Source organism: Streptomyces sp. NPDC096040, from assembly GCF_040303265.1.
Taxonomy (GTDB): Bacteria; Actinomycetota; Actinomycetes; order Streptomycetales; family Streptomycetaceae; genus Streptomyces.
This window is the reverse complement of record NZ_JBEOTA010000036.1, coordinates 1-14108: the sequence shown is the minus strand read 5'-3', so window position 1 is coordinate 14108 and position 14108 is coordinate 1. Positions and strand designations below refer to the sequence as shown.

At 70.7% G+C, this 14108-nt stretch carries 12 protein-coding genes; 4 read left to right on the top strand and 8 right to left on the bottom strand.

Translation table 11 applies throughout. The features are described 5' to 3' along the window. Positions 1 to 197: 197 nt before the first annotated feature. Together ABTY98_RS35415 and ABTY98_RS35410 are read right to left on the bottom strand one after the other, a co-directional pair. Complete coding sequence (locus ABTY98_RS35415; protein ID WP_352225215.1) at positions 198 to 920, bottom strand: alpha/beta fold hydrolase; 723 nt, start codon at positions 918 to 920, stop codon at positions 198 to 200. Positions 921 to 1064: 144 nt separating this feature from the next. Beyond that, the gene (locus ABTY98_RS35410) at positions 1065 to 1487 is read right to left on the bottom strand and encodes a GlcG/HbpS family heme-binding protein (protein ID WP_352225214.1); all 423 of its coding nucleotides are present in this window, start codon (positions 1485 to 1487) and stop codon (positions 1065 to 1067) included. A gap of 521 nt (positions 1488 to 2008) precedes the next feature. Between ABTY98_RS35410 and ABTY98_RS35405 the strand changes: the two genes are divergently transcribed. Beyond that, entirely contained in the window at positions 2009 to 2776 is a 768-nt protein-coding gene (locus ABTY98_RS35405) for an FAD-dependent monooxygenase (protein ID WP_352225248.1), read from the top strand. 70 nt (positions 2777 to 2846) lie between these two features. On the opposite strand, the gene ABTY98_RS35400 is transcribed toward ABTY98_RS35405, so the two are convergent. Together ABTY98_RS35400 and ABTY98_RS35395 are read right to left on the bottom strand one after the other, a co-directional pair. Beyond that, positions 2847 to 4496, bottom strand: coding sequence for an FUSC family protein (locus ABTY98_RS35400; protein WP_352225213.1), 1650 nt, complete (start codon positions 4494 to 4496; stop codon positions 2847 to 2849). Between the two features lie 115 nt (positions 4497 to 4611). Continuing rightward, a complete protein-coding gene (locus ABTY98_RS35395; RefSeq protein WP_352225211.1) occupies positions 4612 to 5238 on the bottom strand; it encodes a TetR/AcrR family transcriptional regulator in 627 nt (208 codons plus the stop codon). 427 nt (positions 5239 to 5665) lie between these two features. Between ABTY98_RS35395 and ABTY98_RS35390 the strand changes: the two genes are divergently transcribed. Then, positions 5666 to 5920: an ATP-binding protein gene (locus ABTY98_RS35390; RefSeq protein ID WP_502994433.1), complete on the top strand. Its 255-nt coding sequence runs from the start codon at positions 5666 to 5668 to the stop codon at positions 5918 to 5920. A gap of 222 nt (positions 5921 to 6142) precedes the next feature. On the opposite strand, the gene ABTY98_RS35385 is transcribed toward ABTY98_RS35390, so the two are convergent. Continuing rightward, positions 6143 to 7057, bottom strand: coding sequence for a YceI family protein (locus tag ABTY98_RS35385; protein ID WP_352225210.1), 915 nt, complete (start codon positions 7055 to 7057; stop codon positions 6143 to 6145). A 59-nt stretch (positions 7058 to 7116) separates the two neighbouring features. Next, positions 7117 to 8865 carry an FAD-dependent oxidoreductase gene (locus ABTY98_RS35380; protein WP_352225209.1) on the bottom strand — a complete coding sequence of 583 codons (1749 nt, stop codon included), beginning with the start codon at positions 8863 to 8865 and terminating at the stop codon, positions 7117 to 7119. Positions 8866 to 9032: 167 nt separating this feature from the next. Between ABTY98_RS35380 and ABTY98_RS35375 the strand changes: the two genes are divergently transcribed. Continuing rightward, positions 9033 to 10754 (top strand): sigma-54-dependent Fis family transcriptional regulator, encoded by a 1722-nt coding sequence (locus ABTY98_RS35375; protein WP_352225208.1) that lies wholly within the window; start codon positions 9033 to 9035, stop codon positions 10752 to 10754. Positions 10755 to 11140: 386 nt separating this feature from the next. On the opposite strand, the gene ABTY98_RS35370 is transcribed toward ABTY98_RS35375, so the two are convergent. Beyond that, positions 11141 to 11626, bottom strand: a complete 486-nt coding sequence (locus ABTY98_RS35370; RefSeq protein ID WP_352225207.1) for a DUF5990 family protein — start codon at positions 11624 to 11626, stop codon at positions 11141 to 11143. 86 nt (positions 11627 to 11712) lie between these two features. After that, positions 11713 to 13050 carry a jacalin-like lectin gene (locus ABTY98_RS35365; protein WP_352225206.1) on the bottom strand — a complete coding sequence of 446 codons (1338 nt, stop codon included), beginning with the start codon at positions 13048 to 13050 and terminating at the stop codon, positions 11713 to 11715. Between the two features lie 444 nt (positions 13051 to 13494). On the opposite strand from ABTY98_RS35365, the gene ABTY98_RS35360 reads away from it, so the two are divergent. Then, the gene (locus ABTY98_RS35360) at positions 13495 to 14010 is read left to right on the top strand and encodes a lamin tail domain-containing protein (protein ID WP_352225205.1); all 516 of its coding nucleotides are present in this window, start codon (positions 13495 to 13497) and stop codon (positions 14008 to 14010) included. Positions 14011 to 14108: the final 98 nt, after the last annotated feature.

The following is a 14108-nucleotide window of genomic DNA, read 5'->3' as shown; positions in this document are numbered from 1 at the left end:
TGAGATTCCGGGCGTGATGTCGCGTGGCTGCGCGGGTCCTGAACTGCTGCCTTGTCTGACCGATCGGCGACACTGGGGCATGGAACTGGCGAACCTGCTGGCGGGCGGCTGAGGGGAATCTCGAAACGGGTGGCGCCGTGGCCGGATTGGGGTCTCGGCCACGGCGACCAACAGCTCAGGACATTCCGACTGGAGTATCAGGCATTCCAGTGCGCCTCGAGGGCTGCAGCGACCTCGGCCGGTTTCTGGAGCGGCGTCCAGTGGCTGCTGTCCAGCTTGAGGAGCCGGGACGCTAGTACGGAGGCGGCCAATTTCTCGCCGAATTCGATGGGGCAGACCGGGTCGAGAGCCCCCCAGAACACCAGGGACGGCGCCGACAGGTTCGCGAGTTCCGGTTCCCACTCCGCGCCCACCGTCAGAGCGGAGCGGTACAGCTTGAGGATGCTGTCCCTCATGGTCCCGTCTACGCGGCCGGCCGTCTCCTTGGCCAGCTCAGCCGGAACCTGGAGGTTGTCCGTCAAGTCCTTGGCGAAGGCAGCGGCGTCGTACTGCTTTGCCCACCGGTCGCCCTCGACGGGGTCCTGCCAGAGCTTGGCCAGCGGATGCCAGACGTACTCAGCGCTGATCGGAGCGTTGCTCCCAGCCCACGTACGGACCAGGTCCGGCCGCAGGGAAGCGACGCGCGCGGTGAGCATGCAGCCCCAGTCATGGCCGACCAGGTCCACCGGCTCGCCGACTTCCTCCAGCCGCTCTATGAGCCAGGCGACGTACTCCTCTTTGGTGGGGCCGAAGCCTTGCGGCCGCGGGGCTCCAAAGCCGGGCAGGTCCCAAGCAGCGACATCACTTCGGGTCAGGTGCCGGCGCACGCCGTCCCATACATGGTGGGTATCGGGCACGCCGTGGATCAGAACTGCAGGCATGGGCGAACTACTCCTTGATCATCTCAGGGCTGATTCATTGGGTCGCTGGTTCCCTGCGCAGGAGCGGAGGGGGAAGGCGGGGGCGGAGCCGGGGTCGTCGTGCGAAGCCGGCTCCGCCGAGCGCGTCCGTAAAGCGGACGGCGGTCAGCCGAGCACGGCGAGCCCCGCCTGGGCGATCTTGATGTCGTCGGACCAGTGACCGCCGCTGACCCCGACGCCGCCGATGATCTCGCCGTCGACCTTGATCGGGAGGCCGCCACCGAAGACGATCAGACGGCGGATGCCGGTGGGTGCGCCGGCGGCCAGCGGCTCGTCGTTCTTGATGATGTCGTGCCAGACGTCGGTGGGAAACCCGAACCCCGCCGCGGTGTACGCCTTGTCCTGAGCGACTTCGATGGTGGGCAGAGCCGCGCCGTCCATCCGTGTGAAGGCGTTGAGGTGTCCCGACTCGTCGACGACGGCGATGGAGGACGGAATGCCGAGTTCCGCCGCAGCCTTCGTGGCGGCGGCCAGGATCTCCTGGGCAAGGGCGTTGCTGAGGGCGGCGCGACGACGGATGTCAGCCATGATGGCGTGCCTTTCGTAGCAGTGAAGAAGGAAACAGATGAGAAGCGGTCACGGAGGCCTGAATCAGGGGGCCTTGGTGGCGGAGCGGAACCGCACTGCGTGGCCCGGGCCGCACCGGACCAGCCGCCTGCCGGCAGGGCTGATCACGGTGAGTGGCCAGGACAACCACTTTCCATACGCTGTACGGAGTTGCACTGCTATTGATACCGTACGACGTATGGCAATGTCGAGTTGGGGGAACCCCGCCCGACCAGGTGCTCGGAGACGTCCCGCACACCAGACGCAGCCGATCCCGCCTCCCCGGCGCCTCTATCCCCCCAACACCGCGGCAGCCTCTCGGCGCAAAGGCAAGGATGCTTTTTGGCTTCGCGGACCGAGAGCTGCCGCGGGCGGTGCCGTTCACTCGAGGTACGGGCGGCGGGAGTCGACCACTCGTATGGGCCACTCGGGCACTGCCCGGCTCCATGTCCGCGGCCCATGTGAACGACAGCTGAGGTGATCATGGAAGACATCGTGAGTACCTGGGTCCTGGAGGACTTCACGCATGTCTGGGGCCTCGGCCGCCACCAGGTCGGCTCGAACTTCTGGTCGGCGCCGGGCCCGTCGGCCTGGCCACGGCCGTCCAGCTCGCCATCCGCGGGTGGCGGGTCGGTGTGGTCGAACGCTGGCCGCAGGCCTACCCGCTACCGCGGGCGGTGGTCTTCGACCACGAGGTGGCCGGGACCCTGGCTTCTGTGCTGGACGAGCTGCCCACCCTGTGCGAACCCGCCGAGGACTACGTGTGGCGCAACGGCAAGGGCGACCCGGACGTCTTCCTGCCGCACCGCCCCCTCACCGGCGGCCTGCTGGCCTGCGACGCCACCGGCGCACCGGTGGAGCCGGCCGGGCAGCTCGGGCCGCAAGGACGCGTGCGCCACCAGGGCCGTACCGGCCTGTTCGACCAGGCCGTCGGTACCGGGTTCACCCTCCTGGCCACCCGGGACCCGAGTGAGGTGCTCGACGAGGACGCCCTGGCCTGGTGCGAGGGGATCGGGATCCGCCTGCTGAGGGTCATCGACGACCAGGCGGCACAGGGGCCGGCCGATGTCATCGACCTCGACGGCACCTACCTGCGCTACCTGGCCCGGACCGGGCAACAGGCCCTGCTGCTGCGCCCCGACCACTACGTCTTCGGCGGCGCCGTCGGCATGGCGGACGTGCCACGCCTGCTGGCCACGTTCCATGGCCTGCTGTCCCAGGAGGACGACGGCACCCGGGACACCGTGGCAACCGGCGTGCAGGTGATGTGACCGACCGGAGGTGGTCACTCGACGGGACGGAGGGGACATCCGCTGACGCGGAGGTCCCCCGTCCTCGTGCTCAGCGCCGTTGCTCCACAGAAAGTGACACAGCCAGCAAGCTCAGCATCTGGTGGCTCTCCTGCTCGGCGGCTGCGATGCGCTCTCCGGGCAGGGCACGCTGCCACCACTCGCCGGAGGCCACCTCGGCGGCTTCCCACAACTCGGCCAAAGCGCTCGCCAGACGGCAACGGGCACGGACGAGATCGGCGGGTTGGGGGGTGGACGGTTGGTCCATCAACCGCGCGGCGGCCGCATGGGATGCCGCCACCTTCGCCAGGGCGCTCTCGACGCGGTCCACAGCTCGGCGGTCGGCGATCGCAATGGCGACGAGCAGTCCGAGCGTGCAGCCCGTGACGGTGTCGAGGGCTCGGTCCCTGAGCAACTCGCCGGTCGGCTGCGCATGCGCGAACTGGGGCATCAGCAAGGACATCTGGACGATGCAGACCTGGCCGAGCCAGTAGCCGCGGCTGATCGTCGCCTCGGTGGCGACCTGGAAGAACAGGACGGCCAGGACGAGGGCGACTGGTCCGGTGCGGGTGATCGGCAGCAGGGCGGCGAACAGCGCGAGGCCGACGAAGTTGCCGAACACCCGGTTGAGGGCGCGTCGCCAGGTGAGGACCAGGCTGGACTGGAAGATCGAGGCGGCGGCGACCACGGCCCAGTACGGGCGGCCGACCCCCAATGCCATGGAGGCCCAGCCGGCCAGGGCGCAGCCGACCGCGACCCGGGCGCTGAGCAGCAGCAGGTGTGAACCGGGTCGTAGGACGCTCGGCAGGCGGATGTGACGCCGACTCGGCCGGCCGCCGCCGAGCGGTCTGCGCCAGGCCGCGCTCGGTGTTTCGGTGGGAGCGCCGGTGACCTGGTCGTCTCCCGGCCAGGGCGGTAGGAGATCGGGCAGCGGCGCGCTTCCGCGCAGGAGTCCCGCCCAGTGGCCGAGTTCCCGGGCGTCCGCGCGGCCGGATTCGGCGAGCACCAGCAGCCGTTCCAGGGTCCGGCGCTCCGGAGAGCGGACACCTGCCAGCGACACCGTGCGCCAGGCTTCGGCTGTCGCCGCGGCCGCGGCTCGGCGGACCGAGACACGGCCCGGGTCGTCGTCCGGGGTGCTGGTCAGCCGTTCGGCAGCGTTGAGGGCTCTGGCCACCGCCAGGCGCTGCGGTTCCCGGGACCGTACGAGGCCGGGGGCCATGCACACCAGCCAGGCGAGCAGTCCGGTGGCAAGGGTGAGCGCGAGGTGGGCGGGGATGTCGGCGAAGCGCTGCGGAAAGAAGGCACAGCTGGCGGCGACGAAGGTGAAAACGACGTTGCCCGGCGGCCCGATCCGGGCGGCCTCGCACACCAGCTTGTGCGCAGCGGCGAGAAGAGCCGCCACAACGACCCGGACCGCGGTGCTGTCGGTGGCCGCCGCGGTCGCCAGGCCCACCCCGATGCTCGCGACCATACCGAGCACCACCCAGGCCAGAGCGCGGGCGCGGGCGGCGTAGGGCAGGCTGTGCCCGTAGAGCGCGCAGGTGGACCCGCCGACGGTGTACATCATCAGGTCGACGCGCCCCACGGCCAGCAGGACCAGACTGGGCACGGCCATCGCGAGCAGGACACTGAGTGCTGCCTTGGGCCACAGGTCGGTCGCCCGGCCCAGCCGCAGCACACCGCGTATCTGCAGGGGCCGCACCGAGACGGCCTTTCCGGTGGTGATGGGTGCCTCCCGTGCTCTTCTACTACGCGCTGCGGCCCGGGTCGCCCGACCACGAGCCTGCCTCAGGCCGCAGCGCCTGAGGACCACGGACTCAACGGCCGGCGCCCTGGCCGTCGCGCTCGGCGGCGAATCGCCCTTCCAGGCCCGTGATGATCGTGTCCAGGACCAGGCGGAAGATGCGGTCCTCATCGGGGCCTGGACTCGTGTGACCGTTTTCGTCGGCGGTGGGGACGGTGGGGGGCTTGATGTTCGCCCACTGGTGGAGCGCGCCGTTGAGTTCGGCGGTGAGGACACCTGTGACGACGGCGCTCACGGCAGCAGACATCTCCGGGATCTCCGAGAGCGGAACCCCCGCGGCGGCCAGGATGGCGGTCAGCGCGACCAGGAACGGGTCCTCGCGCTGGATGAAGCCCGGCTGGTGGCTGAACGAGTAGCCCATGAGCTTGGGATGACGGTGCGCCAGCGTCCGGAAGTCCGTGGCGAGCAGGCGGATGCGCTCCTGCCAGGGAGCGTCCTCAAGCGTCACGGTACGGAACTGGGCGCCGACCATCCTCGCCACGCCGCGCAGCACGGCCTCCTTGTTCGGCACGTGGTGGTACAGCGACATCGGGTTCGCGTCCAGCACGGTCGCGAGTTTGCGCATGGTGAGCGCCTCGACCCCGTCCGCGTCGATGAGCCGCAGGGCGGCGGCGTAGATCCCGGCCTCGGTCAGAGGCACGTCTCTCTTCCTGGTTCCCCGCGGGGGACGCTTCGGCTTTTCCACACCCCGTACGATAACGGGTTTCGTACGACGTATGGGGATGAACTCGATCACAGGCCGGGCGGGAGTGGTCGCGCTCACGGTCGGGGTTGCGCACCCGAGGGCATCTACGGCATGGACATCGCCGGCATCGAGCAGGTCAGCGCAGGGCGGGTCAGCCGGTCAACATCACCGACGACTTCACCCGGCTCACCCTGGACACCATCGCTCTGACGGGGTTCGGCTACCGGTTCAAGTCCTTCGACGAGGAGGAGCTGCACCCCTTCCTGAACGCTCTGCTGGGCGCGCTGGTGGAGTCGTTGCGGCGTTCGCAGGAGCTGCCGATGATGACCAAGCTCCGTAAGGCCGACGCCAGTGGACGCATCAGGAGTACCTGGCCGCCTGCTTGCAGCGCGAGGTCGCCGCCCGCGAGTCCCACGGCGGAGAAGGCCGCATCCGCGCAGCCCGTTTCCCCGCCCGCAAGACCCTGGAGGAGTTCGACTTCCATCACCTGCGCGGGCTGAAACGGGAGGCGGTGGCCCATCTGGGCACCCTGGACTTCATCACCGGCAAGGAGAACGTGGTCTTCCTCGGCCCGGGCACCGGCAAGACCCAGTCGGGCCTTCGTCGAAGCGCCCCTGGTCAGGGCTGTGGGAAATGATCAGTGAGGTCGCGGGAAACGATCTTCAGGGACCCTGATGTCGTGCCTGACCAGCGCATTTCGTCGGATCCCCCCAGCAGGGAGTCGGGAAGTGAACGACGGCTCCGTGTCCGCGCATCCGCACGTGGTCGGTGACTCCTTCGCACCTGGTGCGCCGATTGCTGCCTGCGGCTACGCCCCGGCCGGGGAGGCTCCGGCGCACAGCATGAGATGGCGTGATCGTCACTCCGGGGGAGTGGGCGTGTCCGGCGAGCGGTACATCGCCTGGACGTCCAGTTCCAGCTGCACCGTCGGACCCACCACCGCGATGCCGCGGGCCAGCATCGACCGCCAGTTGAGGGTGTAGTCCTCGCGGTGCAGCTCCGCCGTGGCGAGCGCGGCACAGCGCAGCTCCTCGCCGTAGCCGCCGTTGACCGTGCCCAGGTAGGTGGTGTCCAGGGAGACCGACCGGCTGACACCGTGCATCGTGAGGGAGCCGAGGAGCGTCCACTTGCTGCCGCCCCGGTAGGCGAAGCGCGTGCTGGCGAAGTCGATGTACGGATACCGCTCGACGTCCAGGAAGTCCCCGGAACGCAGATGGTTGTCGCGGGTCGTGTTCCCGGTGTTGATGCTCGACGCGTCGATGCGCACCCGTACGGTCGACTGGCCCATGTCCGGGGCGACGCTGATCGCGCCGTCGAAACGCTCGAAACGGCCGTGCACATGAGCCATGCCGACATGCTTGGCGATGAACCGGATCGCGGTGTGCGGCGGATCGAAGACCCAACCACCGGTCGGCGGCAACGGCAGCTGCCGGGCCGGCTGCAACCGGATCTGCCCGGGCGCCGGACAGCTGTCGGCGACGATCTCCACGGTCTCCCGGTGCGGATCCAGGCCCTCGGCGACGATCAGCAGGCTGTAGCGCCCGGGCGGCAACGCGGCCATGAAGAAACCGAAGGGATCGGTGGTGCCCCGTGCCACCACCTGGTGGGTGTCGAGCGCGGTGACCGTGACCTCCGCGCCGCCCAGCGGCTGGTCGACGGGGTCCAGGACGGTCCGGGCGACGCCGCCCGCACCGGACGGGAGGGGCAGGGTGAGTCCCGCCGAACGGGCCGGGGAGTCCTTGGACCACCGGCGCCTGAGCAGCCCGAGGGCCATGCTGTTCACCTTTCGTGTCGCGTGGTTCCGGGGACGGCAGGGCCGTCACTCCGGATCGGTCAGGCTCGGCTGAGGATCTGCCGCAGTGCCTGGGTGAGGAGTTCCTCCGCGTTCTCGGCGGCGGCGGGGTGCCGGAAGGCGACATACCCGTCGGGCCGCACCAGCAGGGCGCCCGCGTCGGACACCTCACTGAGCCGGGCCCAGTCGCCGTACGGGTCCTCGTACTCCTGCCCGGGGCCGATGACGACCGTGGCGATGTCGAGGTCCTGGGCGTCCGCCGCGCGTAGCCAGCCGGCGCCGCCGATACCGGTCAGCAGGGCGAACCTGCCCTTGCCGACGGTGTCCAGGGTCGACACGGTCCGGGTGCCCGAAGTGATCCAGGCGTGCGGGAGCTTGGCGCCCGGGCGGGAGCTTGGCTGGTGGTACAGCTCCGGGTCGCGGGCGAAACCGGGGTCGGGGGTGCCGTCGGGGACGACCGCGGCTGAGCTTTCGGGGGAGTAGCGCTGGTTGAGGTCGACGCCGTGCGCGTTGAACTCGTACACCTTGTACGCGATCGCCTCGCGCAGCCGCGCCCGCTGCTTCTCGGCCGCGTCGGTGGCCTCCTTGCGGGCGGCGATGTTGGCCCACAACTGCTCGGGGGTCTGCGGGGTGAGACCGTCGAGCGCCTCGAAGATCGGTGCCGTCTCGCCGATCGACTTGTTGGCCCGGGTGACGATCTGCCTGCCGACGGGCGCGCGTTCGGCGGTGTAGCTGTCCAGAAGGCCAGGGCCGGCGGTGCCGTCGAGGACCAGCTTCAGCTTCCAGGCGAGGTTGTAGGAGTCCTGGACGGAGGTGTTCGAGCCGAGCCCGTTGGACGGCGGGTGCCGGTGCACGGCGTCACCGGCGCAGAAGACCCGGCCGTTGGAGTACGTCTCGGCGTACATCTCGTTCACCGTCCACGCCGAGGACGACCTGACGGTCACGGGGATGTCGTCGTCGCCGACCAGCTGGCGGACGACCGACTCCGCGTACTCGGTGGTGAGGTCGGGGGCGCCCGCCGTGACGTCGTACCCCCACACGATCATCCACTCGGTCCACGGGCGCACACAGCGCACCAGGCCCGCGCCGATGCCGCCGACGGTCGCACCCGGGGCCAGCACCCAGTACAAGGTGGAGGGGCGGTGGGCGGTGTACTTGCCGAGGTCGGCGTCGAAGACGATGTTGATGCTGCCCGCGACGCCCATCTGGCCGCCCATCGGCAGCGCTGCGTCCTCGGCCACCTTGGAGCGCCCGCCGTCCGCGCCGATGAGGTACTTGGCCCGGACGGTGTACTCGTCCCCGCGCACCCGGTCCTCGACGGTGACGGTCACGCCGTCCGCGTCCTGTGTATACGACTTGTAGACGGTGCTGTGGCGGAAGACGGTCCCGCGCGCGATCGCCGCGTCCACCAGCACCGGCTCCATCAGATGCTGCGGCATGTCGCACATCCGGGTGGGGCTCGCGAGGTCGTGCGCGGCCTGCACCAGTGGGTCGTTGCCCCAGGAGCGCACCCGGCCCAGCTCCTCACCGGCCAGGCTGGTGCAGAAGGTCGTGTTCGCCATCAGGTGTTGCGGAGTGGCCTTGGCCACCACCTCCTGCTCCACCCCGAGGTCGCGCAGGACCTCCATCGTGCGCTGGTTGGTGATGTGGGCGCGCGGGGTGTCGGCGAGGCTCGCATAGCGGGTGACGACCATGTTCGGTACGCCGTAGGTGCTCAGGGCCAGCGCGGCGGCGGCGCCTGCGGGGCCGCTGCCCACGATCAGGACGTCGGTGACGACATCGGTGTGCACGGGGAACGCTCCGGTGGGGGAAGGACGGAAACCGACCGTTCAAGATCATGAAACGGTCGGGGCGGTCATGGGTGTCTCAATCCGAGACACGCGGCGTACGGCGGAACCCGACGGGGGGGACACCGGTCGTTGCTCCTTCAACTGTTCCCGGTACGGTGAGGGACGCCATGACCACCGCAGAGCATCCCCCCACGGCCGAGCGGCACGCCTCCGGCCGCCCCGCCCTCGGCCAACTGCGCCGGGCCCGCGCCCGCTTCCTCGCCGGCCACTCCCTGTCCGAGGACGTGCCGGACGAGGTCGCCGCCGCCTGGCGCCGGGCCCGCTTCTTCGGCGTACGGCCCGACGACGACGAACCCTTCGCCACCCAGGCCCCGTCGCCACCCGCCCCCGCACTCCTGGATGCGGCCCGGCCGGTGCTGGAGCGCCTGCGCCCGGTCCTCGCCCACGAGTACGCGGCACTCGTCCTCACCGACGCCCGGCTGCGGGTGCTGTGGGCCGCGGGACACGCCCCGCACGACACGCTCCGCCCCGACCTCTCCGAGCAGCGGGTCGGGCCCAACAGCGCGGCTCTGGCCCTGCGCACCGGCCACCGCGCCGAGCTGCACGGGCCCGAGCACTTCCTCGACGTGTGGCAGGAGGTGTCCGCGGTGAGCGTGCCGCTGCGGGCCCCAGGCGACGGCAAGCCGGTCGGCACGGTCACCGTGGCGTCGGCCCTGTGCGGCGGCTGTGCCCCGCACCCGCAGGCGGCCCTGGCCGAGGCGACGGCCACTGCGATCGAGGCGGAACTGCGGGCCCACGCCCGCCCGCCGGAGCGGGCTCTGCTGGACACCTTCCTCGCGGCGTGCGAGGGGCAGGACCGGCCGGTGGTGGCGTTCGCCGGCCACAGCAGGCTGGTGAGCGAGGCGGCGGGCCGGCTGCTGTCGACCCGGGACATCGAGGACCTGGAACGCACCGTGCACACGGAGCCGTGCCAGGACGGCCCCGGCACCCGGCTCCCGGGCGGCGCCGAGGTGACACCCGTCAGGCACCTGGGAGCGGTCGTCGGTGCCGTCGCCGTACTCGAACCCGCGTACGACCGCGTATCCGCCGCCCCCACCGGACGGCCGCCGACCGCCTTGGCAGGGCACTCGGTGCCCTGGCGGCACGTCACCGAACGCGCGGCCGAACTGGCCACTGCCCGAGCCCCGCTACTGCTCGTCGGCGAACGGGGCACCGGGAAGACCTCCCTGGCCCGTGAGCTGCTCGGCGACGGCGACCCGCTCGTCCTCGACGCGGCCGAAGGGGAACTGCGCCAGGCCCTGCCCGCAGCACCCCGCGGCCTGGTGCTCCGCCATGCCGAGCGCCTGGCGCAGCCGGACGTGGCGGCGATCGTCGCCCTCCTGGAAACCCGGCCCACCACCCGTCTGCTGGTCACCTACACACCGGGTGCGCCACCCGGCCCGTGTCTCCAACGGCTCCTCGACACCCTGGCCGCCCGCTCGGTCACCCTGCCCGCCCTGCGGGAACGCGCGGAGGACATCAGGGAGTTGCTCACCGCCGTGACTCCGGCGCCCGATCCGGGACAGCCCCCGCTCACCTGGACGCCCGACGCCCGGCGCGCGCTGGAGCGGTACCCGTGGCCCGGCAATGTCACCGAACTCGCCCACGTCGTACGGTCGCTGGCGCAGCGCCGCCGGGCAACCGGTCCGGTCCGGCGGGCCGAACTGCCCGATCCCGTACGCGAGGGACCCGCCGGCCGCCCGCTGAGCCCCATGGAGCACGCCGAGCGCACCGCCATCCTGGAGGCCCTGCGCCGCAACGGCGGCAACAAGGCCCGCACGGCCGCAGCCCTGGGCATCGGCCGCGCGACGCTCTACCGGAAGCTGCGCACCTACGGCTCCCGCGCGTAGGGAGTGTCCGGCGGATCGTGCCGGTGTCGCGGGCCCTGGCACGCACTCGCCAGAGGGGTCCCAACCGCGTTGTCGTCTGCGGCCGGGGGAACGCCCGCCGCGGTAGCGGCTGATCGACCGCGCTCGAACCAGCTCGCGCGGGGGCACCCTCATCGCCCCCGCTCGGCCCGGCCGAGAGGGCCCGCTTCTCGGAAAGCCGACCTGATCCGCCGGGCACCCCTGGCCGATCGGGCGCAGACCGGGCACCTGGCACCCCTGGCGCCCGAACACCCGCGCATGCGCGGGCGAGTTCGCTCGCCTCTACCGCCCCGGCGGTCCCACCGGCTTCGTCGTACACCCCGACGGGCACCTGGGCGCCCGTTCCCCCTCGCGACCGCCCTCGCCGACTACCGCACGGCCTGCGGCCGCGGATCGCTCCCGGCACTCCAGACGACGACCGGCGGTACGACACGTGCACAGCGAGGCATGCCACGGGCGTCGGTCAGGCCGAGCCTGCCGACCAGCAGGCCGTCCCGCACCGCCGCCTCGGCCACCGGGTCCGGGACGGCGTCGAGGAGCAGCTTGGCCCGGCGGAACATCGTGAAGCCGCCGTCGGCGTCCACGGTCCCCCAGGACAGGTAAACGAACCGGCCGCTCGGACCGCCCTGGACGTAAGGGCCCTTGAAGTCGACCCCGGTGGCCGTGATCGCCGGGGTGCAGGGCAGGGTCCAGGTCGCGGAGACTGCGTCACCCGGCTGCGGGTCGAGCAGTTCGGTGGGACGGTTCCGGCGCTGTACGGCCACATGGATGCCGCCGTACTCGGAGAAACCGCTGTCCCCGGGCGCCGGGCAGGACCGTCCGGGCAGGTCGGTCGCGTCGATGCGGATGTGCATACCGGCCATCATCACCGACGGACCCGCCCACCCCGTAGGGCAGGCCGGCGAACCGTTGGTGACGTTCGCCGGCCTGCCGGGAGCGGTCAGCGCTTGGTGTAGATGAAGCCGACCTTGTCCAGCTCGTCACCGGAGCGGCCGTGGAAGCCGGCGATCTGCCAGCCCGACGGGGCGGTGCGGGTCACGCAGTCCGAGGTCGTCGTACCACCGGCGAGGGTGTGGCCCAGGTTGGTGGTGAACTTCGCGTAGAAGATGCGGGTGGTGTTGTTGTACTTGCCCTCGCACAGGTACGCCGTGGTCACGTACTCGGTGCTGCCCAGCGTCAGTGAGGACGCCGTTCCGCCGGTGCCGCCGTGGGTCAGCGTGGTGCCGTTGCCCAGGGTGATGCCGACCTGGTCGACGCGGGAGCCGGAGCGCAGCGAGATGCTGGTGGCGCGGGCGGCGGCCGGGACGCTGGGAAGGTCCTGGTAGTAGTCGCCGTGCGGACCGCCGAACTGGTCGCTGAGCTGGAAGTCCGGGTTCTGCGACCAGGAGAAGCCGACCGTGATCGGGTCGTGGTCGGAGAGCATCAGACCGTCGTCGTTGAGGAACTTGGCGTGCTCGTTGTTGTACGAGGTCGCGTTCAGGGTCACCAGCTTGCTGCTGCGGTACAGGACCTTGTCGACGACCTCGCAGGTGTTGGGCACGGTGGCCCCGGTCTGGTCGCAGAGCAGGGTGTCGCTGCCCTTGGCCGGCGCGCTGCCGCCGCGGATCAGCTGGACCCAGGCATCGGTCAGCCCGTTGTTGGAGGCGAACTCCGCGATGGTGTCGGCGGAGCGGGTGTAGCGGGTGTTGGTGTCACCCATGACCACGACGGCGTTCCCGGCCGAGTGGGTGCTGATGAACGACGTCAGCTGGCTGAGGTTGTCGGCCCGGGAGGCCTCGTCGCCGTCGTTCGTACCCGCGTTGGTGTGCAGGTTGTAGAAGTCGACGTAGACGCCCTCGGCGAGCCGCTCACGCATGAAGGTGAAGCCCTTGGGCGTCAGGCAGTCGCCGGAGTCGATCTGGCAGGAGTTCCAGCCGACGCGCTCGAAGTCGTCGCCGTCCCAGGCGTAGTCGGAGACGGTGTTGAGCCCGCTGCCGATACCCGCGCCACCGCTGGTCGCGGTGCGGTACGGGTGGGTGTCCGTGGAGTACAGGTACGCGTGGTAGTTGAAGTCCTCCTGGACGTTGACGATGTCGTACGACGCGATCCGCTTGCCGATCTCGGTGGTGCTGGTGTCGCGCGGCGTGGATGCGCTCGACAGCGACTCCGGAAGCCCGGCGACGTTGTACGTGAGCACGTTGAACGTGCCAGAGCCGGCCGCCGCGGCCGGAGTGGCCGTCGCCGTGAGCCCGCCGAGGGTGGCGACCGCGGCCGCCAGGCAGGCAACGAGTCTGCGCATGGGGGTCTCTCCTACGGGGAGGTGTGCGCTGAAAGGGTGTGGGCATGTCAAAAAGTAATGGCAAACGCTTTCCCTCAACCCCCGTCACGGCCGACCAATCGGGGAATTCCATATGACGACCGGAAGGTCAACTTCTGTCGGCGGCACCGATCGGCCGCTGACTGTTACTCACTTTCGGGTGAGCTGACGGTTTCTGCGGGGCTGCAGGGTCCCATATATGGGGCAAATCCTCCCATTCACTTAATAAATGGACGCTACAGCCGAGTGTCATAGCCATGCGAAAGATCGGTAATGGGCGTGGTGCGCGCTCCGTGCGTCCCACCGCCCGGTTGCAGGGTGTGGCTGCGCGGCCGCCCGGCCGCCACCTCGCACCACACACCCTCGTGACCCGCGGCTTCGCACCGCACGCGTCGGGTGTGCCCGAACCCCGCAAAGGGGGACCTCGTGTCCGTATCCGTCTCCGCGACCGCCCGTCGTCTCGGCTCCGCCACCGCCGTGGCGGCCGCCCTGGTGGGCGCACTGGCCCTGCCCGCCGCGGCCTCCACCCCGCACCCCGCGACGCCGCCCCGCGACGCGGTCGTCATCAGCGCCGTACAGCATGACCTGCAGGGCCGCGGGGTCTTCTCGGGCCGCGCCCTGAACCGGGAGTGGGTGGACGTCACCAACACCTCCCGCCGTGACGTGAACCTCAGCGGCTGGACGCTGTCGGACGCCGACGGCCACAGCTACACCTTCCGTCACTACCGGCTGGCGGGCCGTGCCACGGTCCGCGTCCACACCGGGCAGGGCCGGGACACCATGACGGACCTCTACCAGGACCGCCGTCAGTCCGTGTGGGGCCACGACAGCGACACCGCCACCCTGCGCAACGACCACGGCCGCTATGTCGACTCCGCGTCCTGGGGCGTGCACCACCGCCGTGACGCCGACCGCCGGCACGCCCTCGGTCACCGGCACTGACGAGCCCAACGGCCGCTGCCGGGTCCCGTACCGGGACCGACACCAACGACATCGACTTCCGCGCGCGCGTGCACAGCAGCGAGGAGGCCGACTTCCTG